The sequence below is a fragment of the Solwaraspora sp. WMMA2059 genome (assembly GCF_027497315.1).
Taxonomy (GTDB): Bacteria; Actinomycetota; Actinomycetes; order Mycobacteriales; family Micromonosporaceae; genus Micromonospora_E.
Map to the genome: position 1 here is coordinate 3011108 of NZ_CP114908.1, position 20207 is coordinate 3031314.

The 20207-nt window shown below is 69.4% G+C and carries 13 protein-coding genes; 6 read left to right on the forward strand and 7 right to left on the reverse strand.

The window, feature by feature from the left end; translation table 11 throughout:
• Window positions 1-4: 4 nt before the first annotated feature.
• The gene (locus tag O7553_RS13840) at window positions 5-520 is read left to right on the forward strand and encodes a flavin reductase family protein (RefSeq protein WP_281555198.1); all 516 of its coding nucleotides are present in this window, start codon (window positions 5-7) and stop codon (window positions 518-520) included.
• A gap of 38 nt (window positions 521-558) precedes the next feature.
• Here the strand turns inward: O7553_RS13840 and O7553_RS13845 are convergent, their stop codons facing one another.
• Window positions 559-1044 carry a MaoC family dehydratase gene (locus O7553_RS13845; protein ID WP_281555199.1) on the reverse strand — a complete coding sequence of 162 codons (486 nt, stop codon included), beginning with the start codon at window positions 1042-1044 and terminating at the stop codon, window positions 559-561.
• 93 nt (window positions 1045-1137) lie between these two features.
• On the opposite strand from O7553_RS13845, the gene O7553_RS13850 reads away from it, so the two are divergent.
• On the forward strand, window positions 1138-2286 hold the full coding sequence (locus O7553_RS13850; RefSeq protein ID WP_281555600.1) for an acyl-CoA dehydrogenase family protein: 1149 nt from the start codon (window positions 1138-1140) through the stop codon (window positions 2284-2286).
• A 15-nt stretch (window positions 2287-2301) separates the two neighbouring features.
• On the opposite strand, the gene O7553_RS13855 is transcribed toward O7553_RS13850, so the two are convergent.
• The 4 genes from O7553_RS13855 to O7553_RS13870 form a co-directional block, all read right to left on the reverse strand.
• Entirely contained in the window at window positions 2302-2937 is a 636-nt protein-coding gene (locus O7553_RS13855; RefSeq protein WP_281555200.1) for a TetR/AcrR family transcriptional regulator, read from the reverse strand.
• 67 nt (window positions 2938-3004) lie between these two features.
• Window positions 3005-8473 (reverse strand): biotin carboxylase N-terminal domain-containing protein, encoded by a 5469-nt coding sequence (locus O7553_RS13860; RefSeq protein WP_281555201.1) that lies wholly within the window; start codon window positions 8471-8473, stop codon window positions 3005-3007.
• A gap of 168 nt (window positions 8474-8641) precedes the next feature.
• Complete coding sequence (locus O7553_RS13865; protein WP_281555202.1) at window positions 8642-9100, reverse strand: hypothetical protein; 459 nt, start codon at window positions 9098-9100, stop codon at window positions 8642-8644.
• A 285-nt stretch (window positions 9101-9385) separates the two neighbouring features.
• Window positions 9386-12421, reverse strand: coding sequence for a family 16 glycoside hydrolase (locus O7553_RS13870; RefSeq protein WP_281555203.1), 3036 nt, complete (start codon window positions 12419-12421; stop codon window positions 9386-9388).
• A gap of 264 nt (window positions 12422-12685) precedes the next feature.
• Between O7553_RS13870 and O7553_RS13875 the strand changes: the two genes are divergently transcribed.
• Entirely contained in the window at window positions 12686-13438 is a 753-nt protein-coding gene (locus O7553_RS13875) for a spermidine synthase (protein ID WP_281555204.1), read from the forward strand.
• Here the strand turns inward: O7553_RS13875 and O7553_RS13880 are convergent.
• Window positions 13420-14358 (reverse strand): DUF2690 domain-containing protein, encoded by a 939-nt coding sequence (locus tag O7553_RS13880; RefSeq protein WP_281555205.1) that lies wholly within the window; start codon window positions 14356-14358, stop codon window positions 13420-13422. The two genes, O7553_RS13875 and O7553_RS13880, sit on opposite strands and share 19 nt — an antisense overlap.
• Window positions 14359-14620: 262 nt before the next feature.
• Here O7553_RS13880 and O7553_RS13885 point away from each other — a divergent pair, with 262 nt between their 5' ends.
• Both O7553_RS13885 and O7553_RS13890 read left to right on the forward strand, forming a co-directional pair.
• A complete protein-coding gene (locus O7553_RS13885; RefSeq protein ID WP_281555206.1) occupies window positions 14621-15439 on the forward strand; it encodes a hypothetical protein in 819 nt (272 codons plus the stop codon).
• A 73-nt stretch (window positions 15440-15512) separates the two neighbouring features.
• Complete coding sequence (locus tag O7553_RS13890) at window positions 15513-16370, forward strand: transglycosylase SLT domain-containing protein (protein WP_281555207.1); 858 nt, start codon at window positions 15513-15515, stop codon at window positions 16368-16370.
• Between the two features lie 99 nt (window positions 16371-16469).
• Here O7553_RS13890 and O7553_RS13895 read toward each other — a convergent pair whose 3' ends face one another.
• Entirely contained in the window at window positions 16470-17969 is a 1500-nt protein-coding gene (locus O7553_RS13895; RefSeq protein WP_281555208.1) for a SulP family inorganic anion transporter, read from the reverse strand.
• Window positions 17970-18194: 225 nt separating this feature from the next.
• Here O7553_RS13895 and O7553_RS13900 point away from each other — a divergent pair, with 225 nt between their 5' ends.
• Complete coding sequence (locus O7553_RS13900) at window positions 18195-19802, forward strand: peptide chain release factor 3 (protein WP_281555209.1); 1608 nt, start codon at window positions 18195-18197, stop codon at window positions 19800-19802.
• Window positions 19803-20207: the final 405 nt, after the last annotated feature.

A 20207-nucleotide genomic window follows, 5' to 3' on the forward strand; every position in this document is an offset into this window, starting at 1 on the left:
TCCCTTGACGGCCGAGCCGCTGTTCGATTCGACGGAGTTCCGTCAGGTGTGTGGTCACTTCCCCACCGGCGTCACCGCGATCACCGCGATCACCGCCCAGAGCGGCGTCGCCGCGCTGACCGTGAACTCGTTCACCTCGGTCTCGCTGCAGCCAGCGAAGGTGTTGTTCTGCGTGACCAGTTCCTCGTCCAGCTTCCCGACTTTGGTCGGATCCAGACGGATCGCCATCCACATCCTCAGCCGGGACCAGGAGGACGTGGCCCGCCGGTTCGCCACATCCGGGCTGACCGGCGCGGAGAAACTCGCCGGGGTGTCCTGGCTGCCCGGCCCCGACGGGGTTCCGCTGCTGCCCGGCACACCGGCGGTGCTCGCCGGACGACGTGACGAGGTGATCACCAGCGGCGACCACGTCATCTTCCTGCTCGACATCGACCACGTGCACCTGAAGCCGACGAACGTGCCGGCGTTGTCGTTCTACCGGGGGCGGTTCGTCAGTCCGTCGGCCACCACGACCGAGTGAGCGGGTGACGCCCCGCCGTCGCCGATCGTCGACGTGGATCAGCTGTAGTACCGGAACAGGATCTCGGCCACGCAGCAGGGCGTCGGCCCATCGGCGAACTCCACCGTCACCGAAGCCTTGGCCTGCACACCGTCCCCGGTACCAGGGACGGCGGTGATCGGCTGGGCCGACACCAACGTCGCGGTGCCCTGGATCGGCACACCGGGCGGCAAGGGTCGGACGAACCGGACCCGATCCAGCCCGTAGTTGACACCCATGGCGAAGGTCTGCACCTCGAGGATGTCCGCGAGCAGGCGCGGGACGAGTGCCAAGGTCAGGAATCCGTGCACGACGGTGGTACCGAACGGGCCGGTCCGCGCCCGCTCGACGTCGACGTGGATCCATTGGTGGTCCCCGGTGACGTCGGCGAACTGGTCGATCTGCCGCTGAGTCACCACCTGTGGTGCGCTGGCCCCCAGCTCCGCGCCGACCAGGTCGAGCAGGTCACCCGGGTTACGCACGATCGTCCGTGATGCGGTTCGCATGGTCACTCCAACGGAGAACGGCCATCGGCGGCCTTCTTCATTCCGACCGGATGGTATCATCAGCTTCGGATAACTGAGCAGGGAGGTTCCGTGGTGTTCGAGGCGTACCAGCTGCCCGAGGAGCACGCAGCAGTGCGGCAGGCCGTACGAGAGGTGTGCGACGACAAGGTCGCGCCACATGCGGCGGCCGCCGACGAGAACGCCGAGTTTCCGCAGGCCTCCTACGATGCGCTGCGCGCCGCCGACTTCCACGCCCCGCACATCCCCGTCGAGTACGGCGGTGCCGGCGCGGACGCCCTCGCCACCGCGATCGTCATCGAGGAGGTGGCACGGGCATGTGCCACCTCCTCGCTGATCCCGGCTGGCAACAAGCTCGGCACCATGCCGCTACTGCTCGCTGCCGGCGGGCACCTCAAGCAGCGGTATCTACCACCAGTCGCCCGGGGCGAGGCGATGTTCTCGTACTGCCTGTCCGAGCCCGACGCCGGCAGCGACGCGGCCGGCATGCGGACCCGCGCCGAACGCGACGGCGACGTCTGGGTACTAAACGGGGTCAAGCGCTGGATCACCAACGCCGGACTGAGCGACTACTACACGGTCTTCGCCGTCACCGACCCGGCGGCACGCACGCGCGGCATCTCCGCCTTCGTGGTGGAAAGGTCCGATCCCGGCGTCAGCTTCGGCGCACCGGAGCGCAAACTCGGCATCAAGGGATCCCCGACCCGCGAGGTGTACCTCGACAACGTCCGCGTCCCGGCGGACCGGATCATCGGTGCGCCGGGAACCGGCTTCGCGACGGCGATGCGGACACTGGATCACACCCGCGTCACCATCGCCGCTCAGGCCCTGGGCATCGCCCAGGGCGCGCTGGACTACGCCCTGGGTTACGTACGGCAACGACAACAGTTCGGCCGGGCCATCGCCGACTTCCAGGGCGTCCAGTTCCTCCTAGCGGACATGGGCATGACCCTGGAGGCGGCACGGCAGCTCACCTACGCGGCCGCCGGCAGGTCCGAGCGGGGCGGGCCGGACCTGACCTACTTCGGCGCGGCGGCGAAGTGCTTCGCCTCAGATGCGGCGATGAGGATCACCACCGATGCCGTCCAGCTGCTCGGCGGCTACGGGTACACCCGTGACTTCCCGGTGGAACGGATGATGCGCGACGCCAAGATCACCCAGATCTACGAGGGCACCAACCAGGTGCAACGCGTCGTCATGGCCCGCCAACTGCTCGCCGGCTGACCGGCCCCGCACGGTTCAGCGGAGCCCTTCGAGCACCATCGCGCTGAACTGGCGCGCCACCTCGTCGATGCTGAGCGGACCGTCGACGTTGAGCCACTGGTACGCCCAGGCACACATGCCCACCAGCCCGAAGGTGACGATCCGCGGGTCCATGTCCGTGCGGAGGACACCACGGGCGATACCGTCGGAGATCATGCCGGCGAAGGCCGCCTCCACCGCGTCACGCTTGCGCGTCACCTCGGCGAACATGTCTCCGGCGAGGTACCGCCGCTCCTGGTAGAAGATCGTCACGTGTGCCCGGTACTCGGCCACGCTGGTCAGGCTGAACCGGATGAGCTCCGCCACCCGCACCGCCGGGTCGTCGCTGCCGGACTCGATCTGCTGGATTGCGGCCAGTTGCGCTTCCAGGTACTCCTCCTGGATGTGCCGCAGCAGGTCGTCCTTGCTCTCGAAGTGGTGGTAGAAGGCACCCTTGGTCAGCCCGGCCTGGTCGGCGATCTCCTGCACCGACGTCCGGTCGAAACCCCGACGCCCGAACAGTTCCAGCGCGCTGGCGATCAACGACTTGCGGGTGTTCTCCGGGTCGTATCCGTCGGCCCAGCGTTGCCTGCGCCGGGTCGCCGCCGGGCGGTTCGACGTCGCACGAGCCATCGGTGGCCTCCACTTCCCGCTCCACTCAGAGCCCGACAATCCTACCGCCCGGTCGGAAGGTTCGCTGTCACCGCCCCTCCCGCAGCCGGGATTCGATGGTGGCGATGATCCGCGGGCGCAGCTCGGCTGCGCTGATGACGGCATCCACCGAGCCGACCTCGACGGCGCGCCGGATGTCGTGGATCCGGTCGAACTCGGTGGCCACCTCGCCCAGCTTCTCCGCCCGTACCGACGACCGCAGCTCGTCGAGCTCGGCGGCCAACGCGGCGCGATCGGTGCCCGACGACGCGGCCACCCGGCCCTCCAGTTCTCGGATCCGCGAATCGCGCGCGGTACGGGCGTCCACCTCGCCGGAGAACACCACTGCAGCGGCGGGAGCGCCACCGAGTACCGAGGCGAACGAACCTTCCAGCGCGAGCACCGTCATGGCGGGGTTCAACGCCTTCGAGAAGACCACGAACGCGCCACCGTGGTACCGCGAGATCACACAGAACACGATCGGCCCACGGAAGTTCACGATCGCCCGGCCGATCTCGGCGCCGTACTCCAGCTGCAGCTTGCGCATCGACTCGGGCGAGCCGTCAAAGCCCGACAGGTTGGCCAGCACCACCAGCGGCCGGTTGCCGCTGGCCGCGTTGATCGCCCGCGCGGCCTTCTTCGACGACTGCGGGAACAGCGTGCCCGCGGTGTAGGTGTCCGGGCCGTCGGTGGGCGGGAAACCACGCCGCGGCACGGTCCGCGACTCGATACCGAGCAGGCATGCGGGGATGCCGCCGAGGTGCACGTCCTGCACCACGGCGGTGTCGGCGTCGGCCATGCCCGCCCAGCGTTCCAGCATCGGGTGGTCCTGGTCGGCCAGCGCCTGCATCACGGTCCGGATGTCGAACGGCTTCTTGCGGTCCGGATTGGCCTCGGCCGAGAAAATCTCCCCTACGGTGGTGAAGTCACTGCCAGCCAGCGTGTGCGGGAAGGTGGAGACGTCGCGGTCGGTTGGGTCGGTGGTGGCCGCCCGGCGCGGTCCGGTCTCTCCCGGTACGACGTACGTGTGGTCGTAGTGGGCCAGCAGCACGTCCCGCGCGGCGGTCAGGCTCGGCGCCCAGTACTGCGCCTGCCCGTTCGGACCCATCACCCGGTCGTAGCCGCCGATGCCGAAATTGTCCTCGGCGGACACCCCGCCGGAGAAGTCCAGCGACTGCTTGCCGGTGAGCACCATCGCCGAGTCCGGCGTCATCACCAGGATGCCCTTGGTGTGCATGAGCATCGTCGCCTCGGCGTTCCAGTACGGCTGCGCGCCGACGTTGATGCCCGCGACCACGATGTTGATCTCACCGCCGGCCTGGGTGAACTCGACGATCCGTTTGAGCGCGGCGGCCACCCAGTCCATGTTCTCGGTGCCCGACTCCATGGAGATCCGGGCTCCGGCGGACAACGCGTACCACTCCACCGGCACCCGCATCCGCTCGGCCAGGTCCAGGGCCGCGATGATCCGGCGGCACTCCGGCTCGGACAGTGCGCCGAGCGACTTCGTCGGATCGCCGAACAGCGCGACCCGGGTGACCCCCTCGGGGTGGCGGGGGGTGACCGTGCTGACCACACCGGCGACGATTGCCGCGCGGTTGCTCCCCTTCGGCCGGTCGACCGGCGCCAACGCGTTGTGTTCGTCGAGGTCGTGCTCGACGAAGTCGCCGAGCCGGCCGGTGAGTTCGTACGGGTACACCGTGTTGCGGCTGCTCGCCCGCAGCACCTTCAGTCGGTAGTCGTCCAACGGCTCGACCGGCTCGGCCGGCGGCTCGCCGACGACCAGTTCGGCCCCGCCGGTGGCGTCGAAGGCGATCCGTACGGCCATCTTCGTCAGCTCGCCGGTCACCCGGTCGCGTCGGCGCCCGATGAACAGGATCTCCTCCAACCCGGCACCCGCAGTCGTCGGGCGCATCCGCCCGGCGATCATCTCCATCTCCTGGCGGGTGAGGTCGTTCGGCGGCCAGACGTAGATCACGATCCGGTTGGTGGTGAAGCGGGTCTTCGACGGTCTGCGCGACTGTGCCCGGCGGATCGAGTCGAGGCAGGCCGCGACGGTGTCCTCGGTGGTCGGCAGCGACACCAGGCGTCCATCATGGTCACGCAGCCGGGTCAGGTCACGTACCTGCGCGAACGCGACGAGACGCTGGTCGGACGGGTTCTCCCGGGCGACGCACTGGAACAGGTAGACCTCCTCGTCCAGCGAGGGCAGCCGGGTCAGGTCGAACTTGCGCAGCCGCTCCAGCTGCATGCGCTGCGCGATGTACGGGTGCAGGCCGCGGATCAGCCGCTCCTCGACCATTCCCCCGCTCGACGGGCGGAACGTGAAATGGTGGTGCATCACCGCGCCAGCGCGGCCCGCGATGGTGGTGGTCACCCGGCGGACCTGGGGCGGCAGCGGATGCGCGGCGACGACGTCGAGCAGCGCCGCCGCCATGGCGTCGAAGTCCTCCGGCTGGTTCTCCCAGGCGAGATAGACGTCGGCGTCGATGGACTCCCGGCCACCGGCCAGCTCTGCGAGCCCGCCGAGGGCGGACCCCAGGGCGTCGATGGCCACGGCGGTGGTGACCACGCTCGAGTCCGCCCGCTCGGCGACCACGAAGGTGCAGCCGGCGACCTGGTGGGCGTGGACCGCGGTGAGTCCCTTGTTGCCGTAGTACCGGCGGGTCAGCACCTCCAGCATGACCGCGTTGTCGAGGTGGTCACGGACGATCCGCTGGCCTAGCAGCCGGACCAGCGGTTCGGTGCTGCGGACCATGTCGGCGATCCGCTCGGCGCGCTCCGGCGTCTCCGGATGGGCGTCCAGGTGACGCAGGTGCGCGCGGACCCGGGCGTAGACGGTGGCCCGGTTGCGGCGCAGCAACGGCTGCGCGAACCAGGCGAACACCACACCTCGGGCGAGGTCGGCGATCACCGGGAAGCGGACCTGGGTGGCGGCGACCAGTCGCTCCAGGGCGAGACCGGCGGGCTCGTGCAACGACTGGCCGGGTGGCGGCTCCCGCAGCCACGCGCGAAGCAGTGTCGCGACGACGGTGGCGTCGGCGGCGGCACGCTGCAGAGCGAGGAAGATCCGGAAGACGGCGGCTTCGAGATCGGCGGAGCGCTCCAGATCGGTGACGCCGTAGTGACTGAGCGCCTTGGCGAGCTTGGTCTGGAAGGCGTCCGGCAGGCCGGCCCGTTCGACATCGAGGCTCTGCAGGTAGGTGTGGAAGTACTCGCGGTCGCTGTGCACGTGCCCGTCGCCGTCGGCGTCGGTCGGTCGGTTGCGGCTCAGCTCGGCGAGGTCGGCGAAGACCTCGATGAGATCGATCTCAGCGGCCAACGGCCGGTCGCCGTCCTCGGCAGCGGCCCGGCGCGCGACGAGATAGTCGTCGAGGACGCGGCGGTCGTCGTGCGGGTCGACGTCGAAGCCGAGGAGCAGTCCGCGCAGGCCTTCCTGACCCTGTCGGCACCGTTCGGCCGGCGGGAGCGCCCCGGACGCGGCGGGCATCTCCAGCTCGACGGGCGCGACCGGGCCGGACGCCGGGCCGGCGGCGGCGTCGTCCGCGACCGGTTCCAGCCTCAGCAGCGGTGCGCCCGCCTCGACCTGGTTCCCGACCGACACGCCGGATTCCTTCAGCCGGGCCTTGAACGGTGCCCGCAGCACCGTTTCCATCTTCATGGCCTCGAGCACCAGCACCGGCGCTCCCGCCTCCACCTCGGCACCGACCGGCACCGGGGTAGCGACGATCAGGGCGGGCATCGGCGCGCGGAGCACGCCGCCCTCGTCGCGGCTGACCCGGTGGGTCACCCCGTCGACCTCGACCAGGTGGACCGGCCCGTGCGTTGCGGTGACCAGACGATGGCGGCTGCCGTTGACGACGATCTGCCCGGTGTGCCGGTCGAAGCGGTCCAACTCGACGTCGGCGCTGTGCACGACGTCTGCCACCTCAATGCCGACGCGGAACCGGTACGCCCCGGTCCGCGCCACCCGTACCCGGTAGCCGACGCCCCGCAGCTTGAGGTCCACCGGGCGGCCGCTGGCGTGCTGCACCTGCGGGCGGCCGCCGGACGCGGTGGACAGCAGTCGCTGCCGTTCGACGCGCTCGTCGGCCTCGTAGCCCTCGATCGCGGCCGCGGCGAGGGCGACGGCGACGTGCCGGTGGGCGACGAGCCGGCCCGCACCGCGGACCCGGTCGATCCACCCGGTGTCCGCGCTGGCGTCGATCACCTCGGGTTGATCGAGCAGGTCGATCACGAAACTCTTGTTCGTCGCGCCACCCTCGATGATCACGGTGGTGTTCGCCATCGCCCGGCGCAGCCGGCCGAGCGCCTCCTCACGGTCCCGTCCGTACGCGATGATCTTGGCGATCATGGAGTCGAAGGCGGCGGGGATGGTGTCGCCCTCGCTGACCCCGGTGTCCACCCGGATCCCGGGCCCGGAGGGCAGGTCCAGCCGGGCGATCCAACCGGGCGACGGCGCGAAGTCGCGGTCCGGATCCTCGGCGTTGAGCCGGGCCTCGACGGCGTGCCCGCGCTCGGACGGCGGCGCGCCCTCCAGCCGCCCGCCCGACGCCACGTGCAGCTGCGCCTTGACTAGATCGAACCCGGTGGTGGACTCGGTGATCGGGTGCTCCACCTGCAGCCGGGTGTTGACCTCGAGGAACGCGAACATGCGGTCACCCGGGTGATAGAGAAACTCGACGGTCGCCGCGCCCCGGTAGCCGACCGCGACGGCGAGCCGTTCGGCCGCGGCCTTGAGGTCGGCGGCCTGCGCCGGGCTGAGCACCGGCGACGCCGACTCCTCGATCACCTTTTGGTTACGCCGCTGCACTGAGCAGTCACGCACGCCGAGTGCCCAGGCGGTGCCCTGGCCGTCGGCGATCACCTGGACCTCCACGTGCCGGGCACCGGTGACCAGCCGTTCCAGGAACACGACGCCGCTACCGAACGCGCGGGCGGCTTCCTGACTGGTGCGTTCGTACGCGTCGACGAGCTCGGCCTCGTTGGTGATCACCCGGATGCCGCGCCCGCCGCCACCGGCGGTCGCCTTCAACATCAGCGGGTAGCCGATGCCGCTCGCCGCCGCCACGGCGGCCTCCAGGGTCTCGACCGCGCCCCGGCTCCACGGGGCGACCGGTACGCCGACCTCCTCGGCAATCAGCTTTGCGCCGATCTTGTCGCCGAGCTGACGCATCGCGTGCGCGCTCGGTCCGACGAAGGTGACGCCGGTCTTCTCGCACAGCTCCGCGAACGCCGGGGACTCGGCGACGAAGCCCCAGCCGACCCACGCCGCGTCGGCGCCGGTGGCCACCAGGGCGCGTTCCAGGACCGTCAGATCGAGGTACGGCCGGGCGGACGCCGGCCCGAGGTCGTAGGCGATGTCCGCCTCACGGACGAACGTCGCGGTACGGTCGACGTCGGTGTACAGGGCGACGGTCTCGATCCGCGCCCCGGTCTCGGCGGCCAGCTCCCGGGCGGCGTGGATGAGCCGCATCGCGGCCTCACCACGGTTGACGATGGCAATGCGGCTGAACACCCGATCGGCCCTCCGGTACGCCTACGATCCACGCGTCGCTGATGCGACTCCGACAGGATCACCCTTACGCCTGCCGGCTGGAAACACCATAGGGCGTCCGACTAAGTAACGACCATGTCACTCGATGCGGTTGCCGCCACCGGTGCCGGTCGGCTCTCGCCGGATTCCTCAGGCCAGCGTGCTCGGCGCGCCGGTAGGTGCCGGCGCGATAGGTCCGACCTGGGCGGATGCCGGTACCATGACCGCCTGGTAGGGCTCGACGACGACGGCGTCGCCGCAGTCGCGCAGCTGGGTGACGAACGGCTCCGGCACCCACGCCGCCTCGATGTTGCCGGCTTCGAGCTGGGCCGGGACGTCGGGGAAGGCGACCTCGCCGAACGGCTGACCGATGGCGAAGCCGATGTCTCCGTTGATCAGGGCGGGGATGGCCTGGGCGCCACCCTGTGCGGGCAGCACCTCCACCTCGATCCCCCGCTCGGCGAAGATGCCGGCTCCGATGCCGCCCCACAGGGCGGCGGTTTCCGTGCTCGGCAGCGCCGCGACCCTGACCTGACGCAGCTCGCCGTCCGTCCGGTCGTCGGTCGGGGTCGCGTCCGAGTCGGTGCAGGCGGTAAGGGCGAACGCCATGGTGGCAATCAGCCCGAAGGTAAGTGTCTTCTTCGCTGACGAGGCCTTCCGGAGCGGAGGTCGTGGGGTGCGTCGATCCCGGCAATAGGCCCACCCCGCGAAAATGCGAACTGATGTGAGCGGAGTCACCCTGCCGTGGTGGCCATGCTCGACTACGAGGTCGCCAGATATCAACAAAGGTCTGACGAACGTCACGGAAAAGCTGAGTATCGCTGCCTGACCGGTGGCACCACGAAGGCCGCGCCGGACCGGGATTCCCGGTCCGGCGCGGCCTTCGTACCTGGCTCAGCTCAGCGGCTCGACCCAGATGTTGCGGTACTGCACGGTGTTCTGGTGGTCCTGCAGCCGGATCGATCCGGTCGCCGGCCCCTCGGGGATGTTCCCGCCGGTCGGGCCGGTGATGGCGACGTCGTCGTGCACCGTCACGCCGTTCCAGACCAGGGTGACCCTGGCGTCGGAGGTCTTCTCACCGGCGCTGTCGTAGCGGGCCGCAAGGTAGGTGATGTCGTAGGTCTGCCAGGTCTCCGGCGGCCTCGCGACGTTGACATCCGGTGCCTTCTGCAGGTAGATCGCACCCGCCTCGTTGTTGTCGAGGGTCGGGTCCCCGTACGAGTCGAGGATCTGGATCTCGTACCGCTCCTGCAGGTAGACGCCGCTGTTGCCGCGGTTCTGCCCGGTGACCTCCGGCGGCAGCTGCGGCACTTTGAACTCGACGTGCAGCCGGAAGTCGCCGAACGCCTGCCGGGTGCGCAGATCGCCGCAGCAGGCCTCCATCGCCCCGTCACCGACCACCGGCCAGCTCGCCGAGCGCCCGTCGGTGTGCTGCCACTCCGACAGGTTGCCGCCGTCGAACAGCACGATCCGTTCACCCGGCTTACGGACGGTGACCAGGTCCAGGTTGACGTGACCGGTGTCGGTGGCATCCACCCGGTACTGGATCGCGTTGGTGCCCCGACGCAGGGTGAGCAGTTCGGTCTTGGTGGCCCATTCCTGCCAGGTGACGGTGCTGGGCAGGACGGTCTGCCGGACCTTCTCGCCGTTGACATAGATGCTGACCGTCTTGTCCCCTTGGAACGGGTTCGGACCGTTGCTGTAGCGCAGCCCCACCTCGTACTCGCCGTTGCGCTTCACCTCGACGTGCACGGTGTTGGCGGCGTTCAACTCGCCGAACCCGGCCACAAAGCCGACGCCCGAGTGGCCGGCGTGCTCGGTGTCGTACCGGGCACTGCCCTGCTGGTAGCCCTCCTCGGCCTCATAGAAGATCCGGTCCGGCTGGGCACCGGGAATGGCGTTGAGGGTGTACCAGGCCTCGGTGCTCCACAGCTCCTCGCCGTTGGAGGCGGTGAACGAGCGCGGCGAGCGCAGGTGCACCACCCGGCCCTGCTGCAGGCCGTCGACCATCAACCGGACGGTACGCCGGTCGTTGGAGACGATGACCTCGCGGACGGTCAGCGTCTCCTCGTCGACCTTCGGTCCGCCGTACGTGGGGGTCGGCGCGTAGCGCCACTGCTTGATCTGGAAGCGCTCGGCGATGTCCTGGATGGTGTCAGTTGACAGCGGCCGGGTGTATTCGATCTTGAAGCCGTTCGGGGTGGCGCTCATCGACTTCATGTCGAACGTCCGGTTGCCGTTCGGCGTCAGCTTCTGCAGTCCGTACCGCAGCTTGCCGGCCTGACCCCAGTTGCCGTCGGCACCGAGCCCACCCACGTAGATCGACCCGTCCGGGCCGATCGAGACCTCGTTGACGCCGGCCTCCAGCCCCTGGGTGTGCCGGAACACCGCGCCCTGGTACTCGCCGTGCACCTCCTCCAGGTACGCGCGCTGCAGGCCACCGTAGGTGACGTCACCGATCAGGAACTGGTCCCGGTACGGGCCCTTCTTGATCCGCACCGGGGTGCTCGGCGAGTTGGCGATCTCGTTCTGCGGCAGCCAGAGCGCCGGTTGGCTGACCGGGTTGGCGTCGAACGGACCGTCCGGGTTGGTGTAGTGGTTGAAGAACCGGTCCTGCTCGATGTGCACCAGCTTGGAGGCGGGCAGCCAGCCACCCTGGTTGTCGGTGACGAAGAGCTCCTGGTCCCGGCCCCAACCGATGCCGTTCGGGGTCCGCAGACCACCGGCGATGTAGCTGACCTCGCCGGTGCGCCGGTTCACCTTGATGCTGGTGCCCCGGTTGCCGATCGGCTGCGGGTCGGTGGTGGCGCCGCCGTAGTCGATCGCCACCGAGAGGTTGAGGTAGAAGTGGCCGCCCCGGTAGAGCAGGCCGAAGGCGAACTCGTGGAAGTTGCCCCCGTACGGCCAGCTGGCCACCGTCCGGTACTCGTCGGCGACCTCGTCGCCGTCGATGTCGTGCAGCTCGGTCAGCTCGTGCTTCTGTGCGACGTAGATGGTGCCGTCGACCACCGCCAGGCCCATCGGCTCCCGCAGGCCGCTGGCGACCTTCTTGTACGTGACCTGTTCGGCACTGGTCGGCCCGGTGACGTTCTCGACGATGTAGACCTCGCCGAGAACTTCCTCACTGCCGCCCCAGGTGGCGATGACCAGTCGACCGTCCTCGGTCCAGTCCATACCCGAGACCTGCGGCTCGAACCCGTCCGGCCGTAGGTCGGTCAGGGTGTAGTCGGGGTGCACCGCGTCCAGCGGAAGCCCGTCGCCGGGGGTGTCGGTGACCCCCTGGCATGCCTTGCGGCCGGGCGCGGTCACCCGGACCACGCCGGCGTCGGTACTCAGTACGGAGTTGGGCACGACGGCGAACTCCTCGGCGCCCGGCGGTTGCCAGGACAGGGTGAGCTCCTGCCCACCGCCGGCCTCGAAGTACTCGACCCGCAACGCGTGGTAACCCTCGGTCAGGGTCACCGCGCCGTCCATCAAGGTCGCCCCGTGCAGCCCGTCGTGGTCGATGACCACCGCGTCGTCGAGGTAGAGACGGGAGCCGTCGTCGCTGACCAGCCGGAACGTGTACGTGCCTGCGGCGGCGACGTGCAGGTTCGCGAGGGCGTGCGTGACGAAGTTGTCCTCCTGCCCGAAGTCGTCCGCCGTGGACCAGTCGACGATCGGCATCAACTTGTCGACGTTCGGGGTCTGCCCGGGTTTGAGGGTGCAGATCTCGGTCAGCGGTACGCCGATGTCATACGTACGCAGGGTGACACCCGGCTCCTGCGGCGGCAGGTCAGCGACCTGGGCAGCGGCTGGTGACGAACTGACGGCGGTCAGTGAGGCGAGCAGGGCGGTGACAACGAATATTGCCGGGCCACGTGTTCTTGGCGGGCATGGAGACATTCCTCCCCCTTCGAGGGTGCTGATGAATGCCGCGATCGCAACCATCGCCGAGGGGTTGCCTGCCCGGTGGACGAGATGATCTCGAAGCACGGCTGCGGCACATCATGGGTTACATTCGCTGAAGTGGCAAGATCTTCTGAGCAATCGGATCAAACTTTTACTCTAGACAGACAAAAGATCCTGCAGAGGCCGCGACGTCCGTCGAAGGACCGGCCGTCAGGGCGGTCGGCGGAATGTGTGTCCACCCGGCACACCGGCACGAGACGGTAGAGTCGGCGGGCCGACCTGCGCCCATCAGAAGGAGTGCCGATGGCCGCGCGTTTCGAGGAACTTGACTGGCGGCAGACCCCGATGGGAGAGATCAGCCTGCGGCGGCGGCGGGACCCCGTCGTGGACCGCGACGTGTACGAGGTCAAACTGGGCGACGAGTACCTGATGTCGAGCCTGTTCACCGTCGCCGAGGTCGAGCTTGCCCGGCTCGCCCTGGCGGACCTGGTCGGCGAAGAACTCGACGTCGTCGTCGGTGGGCTCGGCCTTGGCTACACCGCCCACGCCGTGCTGCGGGACCCACGGGTCCGGTCGTTGATCGTCGTCGAGGCGCTGGCCGACGTCATCGGGTGGCACCAGCGGGGTCTGGTGCCGGGCGGAGAAGCGCTCGTCGGGGATCCCCGGTGCCGGCTGGTGTCCGGCGACTTCTTCGCCCTGACCGCGGCGCAGGGCCCCGACCCGGCTGCACCTGGGCGACGGTTCGACGCCGTCCTCGTCGACATCGACCACTCCCCCGGGCATCTCCTGCACCCGTCGCACGCCGCCTTCTACCGGCCGGAGGGTCTACGGCACCTGGCCGGCCATCTGCGGCCCGGCAGCGTGTTCGCGCTGTGGTCCGACGACCCACCGGAAGCCGGGTTCACCGCAGCGCTCGGACGGGTGTTCCCACAGGTCCGCACTGAAGTGGTGACGTTTCGCAACCCGCTGCTCGGCACCGACTCGGCCAACACCGTGTACCTGGCGCAGACCCAGGCAGGGCAGCCGGGGGACCCGGGTCAGCCTCCGTCCGGCTGAGCGGCGACCGGCGGAGCCGCCACCGGAACACGCAGGTCGCGAATCTGCAGCGCGGTTGGTGTGCCGACCGGGTCGGGACGGGCACACGGGGTCGCCGCGGTGGCCAACGCGGATCGGTCGTCCGCGCTGCTGATCTCGACGGCCACCTCGACGCACCCCTCGGTGGTCCGCAGGACGTTGCCGTACACGCTGTACACCTGGCTCGGCACCAGGTAGGGATAGTCGAACCGACTGACGGCCCCGTCGGACGGGCGGCTGATGGACAGCCGGATGGTGACCCCGGTCGGCACCCGCTCGGTGGAGACGAAGAGTGGCCAGGCCGCCTGGCATCGCTGGGAGTAGCGCAGGGTGAGGCTGCCGTAGGGCGGCTGGGCCGGATCCCGGTCGGGAACCTGCACGGTGTGGGTGCTCACCGCGTCGAGGTGGCACTGTTCCTGCTGCGGATCCGCGCCGTCCGCCGCCGGTGACACGGCGGCCGAGGTAGCCACGGGTTCCTGCGCCGCGCCGCCGAGCCGGTCGAGTACCGACGTCGGCACCAGGATAACCGCGGCGACGACAGCCGCGATCCCCCCGGTCGCCGCCAGCGCCCGGCGGGAGACGTGCGGCTCCCGTACGGCGGTCCGGTCGGCCGGTTGCGCGGCACCGTTGACGAGTGCGTCGACCTGGCCCCACCGCTGCCGCCAGGTGTCCTCGTCGCCGTCACAGGCACGGACGAACGCCAAGGTCAGCTCCAGAGAGGGCAGCCGGGTTCCGGACAGCACGCTGGACAGCGCGGTGTGCGAGTAGTGGGCCCGCTCCGCCATCTTGCGCAACGAGGGCTGCCCGGCGTCGCGTCGAAGCTGTTCGAGATCGGCGACGAAGGCACCGATCGGGCCGGCGGCGGAACCACGAGCGCCGGCGTGTCCATTTTCATCCGTCATGGCCTCTCCTGAACGCGTAAACCTGGTGTCAACAGCGGTCAAGCCAGTGCTTTACGAGCAGGTCCGCGCCAGTATCAGCCTCGACGCAGCTGCCCGTTGGATAGACGCCAGCGAACAGCGTCTCACAGTCCGTACTGGACCACGTACGCGTCCGCATCCTGACCGGCCGGCGCATTCGGGCGACGAGAGCCGCCCGCAACGTCGTCCGGCATGGACGCGGTATCGGGTGGACGGGCAGTCCGCTCTACGACAGGAGGACCACGTGCACCACCTCAAGGAATCCGAACCCGCCCACCGACCGGTGTCCAGAACTTTCCACCGGCTCGTACGGGGCGTCCTGGCGTCCCTCGCCGCGCTGGTGATGGTGCTGGTCGGAGCCACCGCACCGGCGATCGCCGGGATCACCGGCTACCGGATTACCGGCACCGGTGGCGCCGGGCTGATCGTGCGGACCAACCCGCACGATGCCTCGGCACCGGCGGTCACCGTCCTCGCCGACGGCACGTACTTCACCGCCGAGTGCGCGGTACGCGGCCGCAACATCTACGGCAACAACGTCTGGCACCAGATCAGCGCGCCGGTGAACGGCTGGATCAGCGACTACTACACCACCACGCCCGGCTTCAACCAGTACCTGCCGGGCGAGCCGGAGTGCGGCTCCGGCACCCCGCCGCCGACCGGCACCCGGGAGCAGCGCGCCCTCGCCTGGGCCCGGTCGGTCCTCGGACACACGCACACCAACGGCGACCTCGGCGACAGCAACCATCCGTGGGACGGCTGGTGCGACAACTTCGTCGGGCACGCGTACGGACGCGCCGCCAGTGGCTACGCCACCGCACTGGTCCACTACAACGCGTTGTACCAGCGCGGCCTCATCCACACCACCGGCACGCCGCCGCCCGGCGCCCTGGTCTTCTTCGCCGGAGCGCAGATCAACGGCTACGCCGGTCACGTGATGCTCTCCGAGGGCAACGGCAGTTACATCACCACCGCCCCCACTATCCGGCGTGTCTCGCTCAGTTGGCCCGGCGCGCCGTACCTCGGCTGGTCGTACGCGGACCCGGAGTGGCCGGGACGTTGACCACCGCGTCACCCGACCTCCGCTTCACCCGTCGTAACTCAGTCACTGCTCGTCGTTTCCAGGAAGGAACGTGATGGATCCCGATCGTCTCCCGCCCGCCTCCGACAGCCGCCGTCGGCGCCGTCCCCGACTTACGCTGGGCCTCGCCCTGCTTTCCGTCGTCGGCGTGCTCGCTCTCGCGGTGCCCGGCACGGCCAGCGCCGCACCGGCCAGCGGTGCCGTCGACGGAGCCGTCCCGGCCAGCGTCGGCGAGCCGGCCGCCACGCCGGCACCGGACACCGTCAACGTCAACGCCGTCGGTATCGACCTGTGCGCCCAGGTGGGGTACGCCGCCGGGTTCCGGGGCAGCCCACTGGTCACTGCGGTCGCGGTGGCCATGGCGGAGTCCTCGTGCAACCCGTCGGCGGTCGGCAGCAACGGCCCCACCGCCGGATGTCCCAACGGATCACTGGACCGCGGACTCTGGCAGATCAACAACTGTTACCACCCCACCGTGACCGACACCTGCGCCTACGACGCCCAGTGCAACGCGAACGCCGCGTACAACATCTCCAGCGGCGGCAGCAACTGGCAGCCGTGGTCGACCTACAACAGCGGCGTGTACGCCAACCACCTGTCCGCCGCGCAGGCGGCGGTGAACCGGCTCGGTGGCGGCGGGACGCCGGGCGGCGTGACCGGGACGATCCTGGCCAGCCCGTGGCTCAACGTCCGGGCCGGTCCCAGCACCACGTCCGCCGTCGTCGGATACACCTACTACGGCAGTACGGTGACCATCTCCTGCTACACCTTCGGTGAGTACGTCGGCGGCGGATACTGGCCGTCATCGACGTGGGACCGGATCACCGATCCGGCCACCGGTGTCACCGGATTCGCCGCAGACACCTGGATCAACACGACCCACGACGTCAAGAGCATGGTCCCGTCCTGCTGATCCGCGTCGGCGGAGGGCAGCGGTGATGACCTGGCGTGCTGTCCCGTGCCCCTGGCACGGGACAGCACGGCGGCCGGCATCTATGGAACGCCGGTGTGTCTAGTGCCCGACCTTGAGCTGCCCGGCGAGGGTGCCGTGGATCCGGGCGCTGGGCTGGTTCAGCTCGATGATCTCGACGCTCTTGCCGCGGCTGGCGTACTTGGTGGTGATGGCGTCGAGCGCGGCCACCGACGAGGCGTCCCAGATGTGCGCATGCGTCATGTCGATGATCACCCGGTCCGGGTCGCCGGCGTAGTCGAACTGGTAGACGAGGTCGTTGCTGGAGGCGAAGAACAGTTCGCCGTGCACCGAGTAGATCCGGGTGCTGCCGTCGGGGTCGAGCACGCTGGTGACCTCCACCATGTGTGCGACCCGGCGGGCGAAGATCACCATGGCGGCCAGGACACCGATGATCACGCCGATGGCCAGGTTGTGGGTGATCAGCACCGCGGCGACGGTGGAAACCATCACTGCGAGTTCCCCCCACGGCATCCGCTTCACGGTGGCGGGGGCGACGCTGTGCCAGTCGAACGTCGACACCGCGACGATGATCATCACGGCGACCAGGGCGGCCATCGGGATCCGGGCGACGACGTCGCCCAGGGAGACGACCAGGATCAGCAGGAACACCCCGGACAGGAAGGTCGACAGCCGGGTACGGGCACCGGCCACCTTGACGTTGATCATCGTCTGGCCGATCATCGCGCAGCCGCCCATGCCGCCGAAGAAGCCGGTGACGATGTTCGCCACGCCCTGACCCCACGACTCGCGGGTCTTGTTCGAGTGGGTGTCGGTGATGTCGTCGACCAGCTTGGCGGTCATCAACGACTCCATCAACCCGACCAGCGCGATCCCGACCGCGTACGGTGCGATCACCTGCAGGGTCGCCCAGGTGTACGGGATCTGCGGCACACCGAGCACGGGCAGGCTGTCCGGCAGGGATCCCTGGTCACCGACGGTCGGCACGGCGAAGCCGGCGACGACCGTGACGACGGTCAGCACGACGATCGCGACCAGCGGTGCCGGCACCGCCTTCGTCAGCCGGGGCAGCCCGACAATGATCACCAGCGCGACGACGACCATCGGATAGACCAGCCACGGCACCCCGATCAGGTACGGCACCTGCGCGGCGAAGATCAGGATCGCGAGGGCGTTGACGAAGCCGACCATCACACTGCGCGGGACGAACCGCATCAGTCGGGCGACGCCGAGCGCGGCGAGCAGCACCTGCAGCACCCCGCCGAGGATCACCGCCGCCAGCAGATAGCCGAGCCCGTGGTCGCGGGCCAACGGGGCGACGATCAACGCGATCGCGCCGGTCGCGGCGGAGATCATCGCCGGCCGGCCACCGCAGACCGCGATGGTCACCGCCATGGTGAACGACGCGAACAGCCCGACCCGTGGGTCGACCCCGGCGAGGATGGAGAACGAGATCGCCTCCGGGATCAACGCGAGCGCGACCACCAGGCCTGCGAGGACCTCGGTACGGAACACCTTCGGGGACAACCACGACGGGCGGGACAGACGCGGCCGCAACACCGCAGGCGAGAACGACGACATACAGCCTTTTCCGATCAGGGCGCGCGGCAACGCGCAGGGTCTCGCGGACGTGCCTAGGAGACAGTACCGTCGCGCGAGGGTAGACACGGGTGGTAAGTGTTCATCGTCACGACCCGACGGTTGACGTGGGCTGACACCGCACCGACCGAGAAACAAGCGCCTCGCACGTTAGAGTTCGGTCGTCGACCTGCTGCTGGGCAACGGGTGGCGAGAGGAGGACCTCAGGTGCCAGGAGTAGTGGAAGTCATACAACAAGTCACCACGGAGGCGGCACGACGGCGTACCTTCGCGGTGATCTCCCACCCGGACGCCGGCAAGTCCACCATCACCGAGGCCCTCGCGTTGCACGCTCGGGCGATCAACTCCGCCGGTGCCGTGCACGGCAAGGGCGACCGCCGTGGCGTGGTCTCCGACTGGATGGCCCTGGAGCAGCAGCGCGGCATCTCGATCACCTCGGCGGCACTGCAGTTCACCTACCGCGACACGGTGGTGAACCTGCTCGACACGCCAGGGCACGCGGACTTCTCCGAGGACACCTACCGGGTGCTGACCGCCGTCGACTGCGCGGTGATGCTGCTCGACGCCGCCAAGGGACTGGAACCGCAGACGCTGAAGCTGTTCGAGGTGTGTCGCCACCGCCGGGTGCCGGTGATCACCTTCATCAACAAGTGGGACCGCCCTGGGCTGGAGCCGCTCGAACTGCTCGACGAGATCGAGCAACGGATCGGGCTGCGGTGCACCCCACTGACCTGGCCGGTCGGTGTCGCGGGGCAGTTCCACGGGGTGGCCGACCGGCGCAGCGGCGGCATGGTCGCGTTCACCCGTACCCCTGGCGGAGCCACCGCCGTCATCGAGGAACCACTCACCGCCGCCGAGGCCGCCCGACGCTACGGCGCCGACTGGACTCAGGCGATCGAGGAGCTGGACCTGCTCGCCGCCACCGGCGCCGAGCACGAACAGGCCGGCTTCGTCGCTGCGACCACCACACCCGTGCTGTTCGGCGCCGCAGTCACCAACGCTGGCGTACGCCAGCTCCTCGACGTGCTGGTGGACACCGCCCCCGCGCCGACGGCCCGACCGGACACCACCGGCACCCTCCGCGAGCTGGACGCTCCGTTCGCCGGATTCGTCTTCAAGACCCAGGCGAACATGAACCCGGCCCACCGCGACCAGGTGGCGTTCGTCCGGGTCTGCTCCGGCCGGTTCGAACGCGGCATGGTCGTCACCCATGCCGGCACCGGCCGCCCGTTCGCCACCAAGTACGCCCAGCAGGTCTTCGGCCGCGACCGGGACACCATCGACGAGGCGTACCCGGGCGACGTGGTCGGCCTGGTCAACGCCACCGCGCTGAGCATCGGCGACAGCCTCTACGCGCCCGGGCCGGCGGTGACGTTCCCGCCACTGCCGTCGTTCGCCCCCGAACACTTCGTCGCCGTCCGAGCCACCGACGCGTCGAAGTTCAAACGGTTCCGCCGCGGCGTCGAACAACTCGACGGCGAAGGCGTGGTCCAGGTACTGCGATCGGACCGCCGGGGCGAGCAGTCCCCGGTGCTCGCCGCCGTCGGGCCGATGCAGTTCGAGGTCGCCACCCACCGGCTGGCGACCGAGTTCGGGGTACCGACCGCGGTCGACCATCTGCCGTACACCCTGGCCCGGCGCACCGACGCGGCGAGTGTGGCCGGGTTGAACGCGGCACCCGGGGTCGAGGTGATGACCCGGGTGCGCGACGGTGAACTGCTCGCCCTGTTCCCCGACAAGTGGCGACTGTCCACCGTGCGCAATCGCGACCCCGACCTGGTGCTGGAACCGTTGCTCGCCGATGCCGAGGGCTGACCTCCCGTGTCGCGTCAAGCGGCGGGCCGGGCCATGGACCGTCGCGCGGGGACCAGGTACGTGCGGACCTCGGGGTAGACGAGTGGCGCGGGGTTGAACTCGCACCCGAAGCCCTGGGACGCGAGGACAGCGAGCGGTGAGGTTCACCGGTCGGTACTGCTCGGCCACGTCCCAGTCAGGGCGTCTGCGGGCCACCACCGCCTTCTGGAGTTCCTTGTCCTCCGGATACCGGGTGGAGTTTCCCGGCATGTTCGGATAGTGCACAAAACTGGCGTTGCCAGCGGGCTGGTCGCCGAGGGCCTGCTGGATGACGGTAACGTCGGTCAGCTGGTGCCGCGCGATGTTGCGGCGCAGGTAGTCAGCGGTAGGGGCACCGGTTCAAGGGCCCGGACCGTCGCGTCGGGT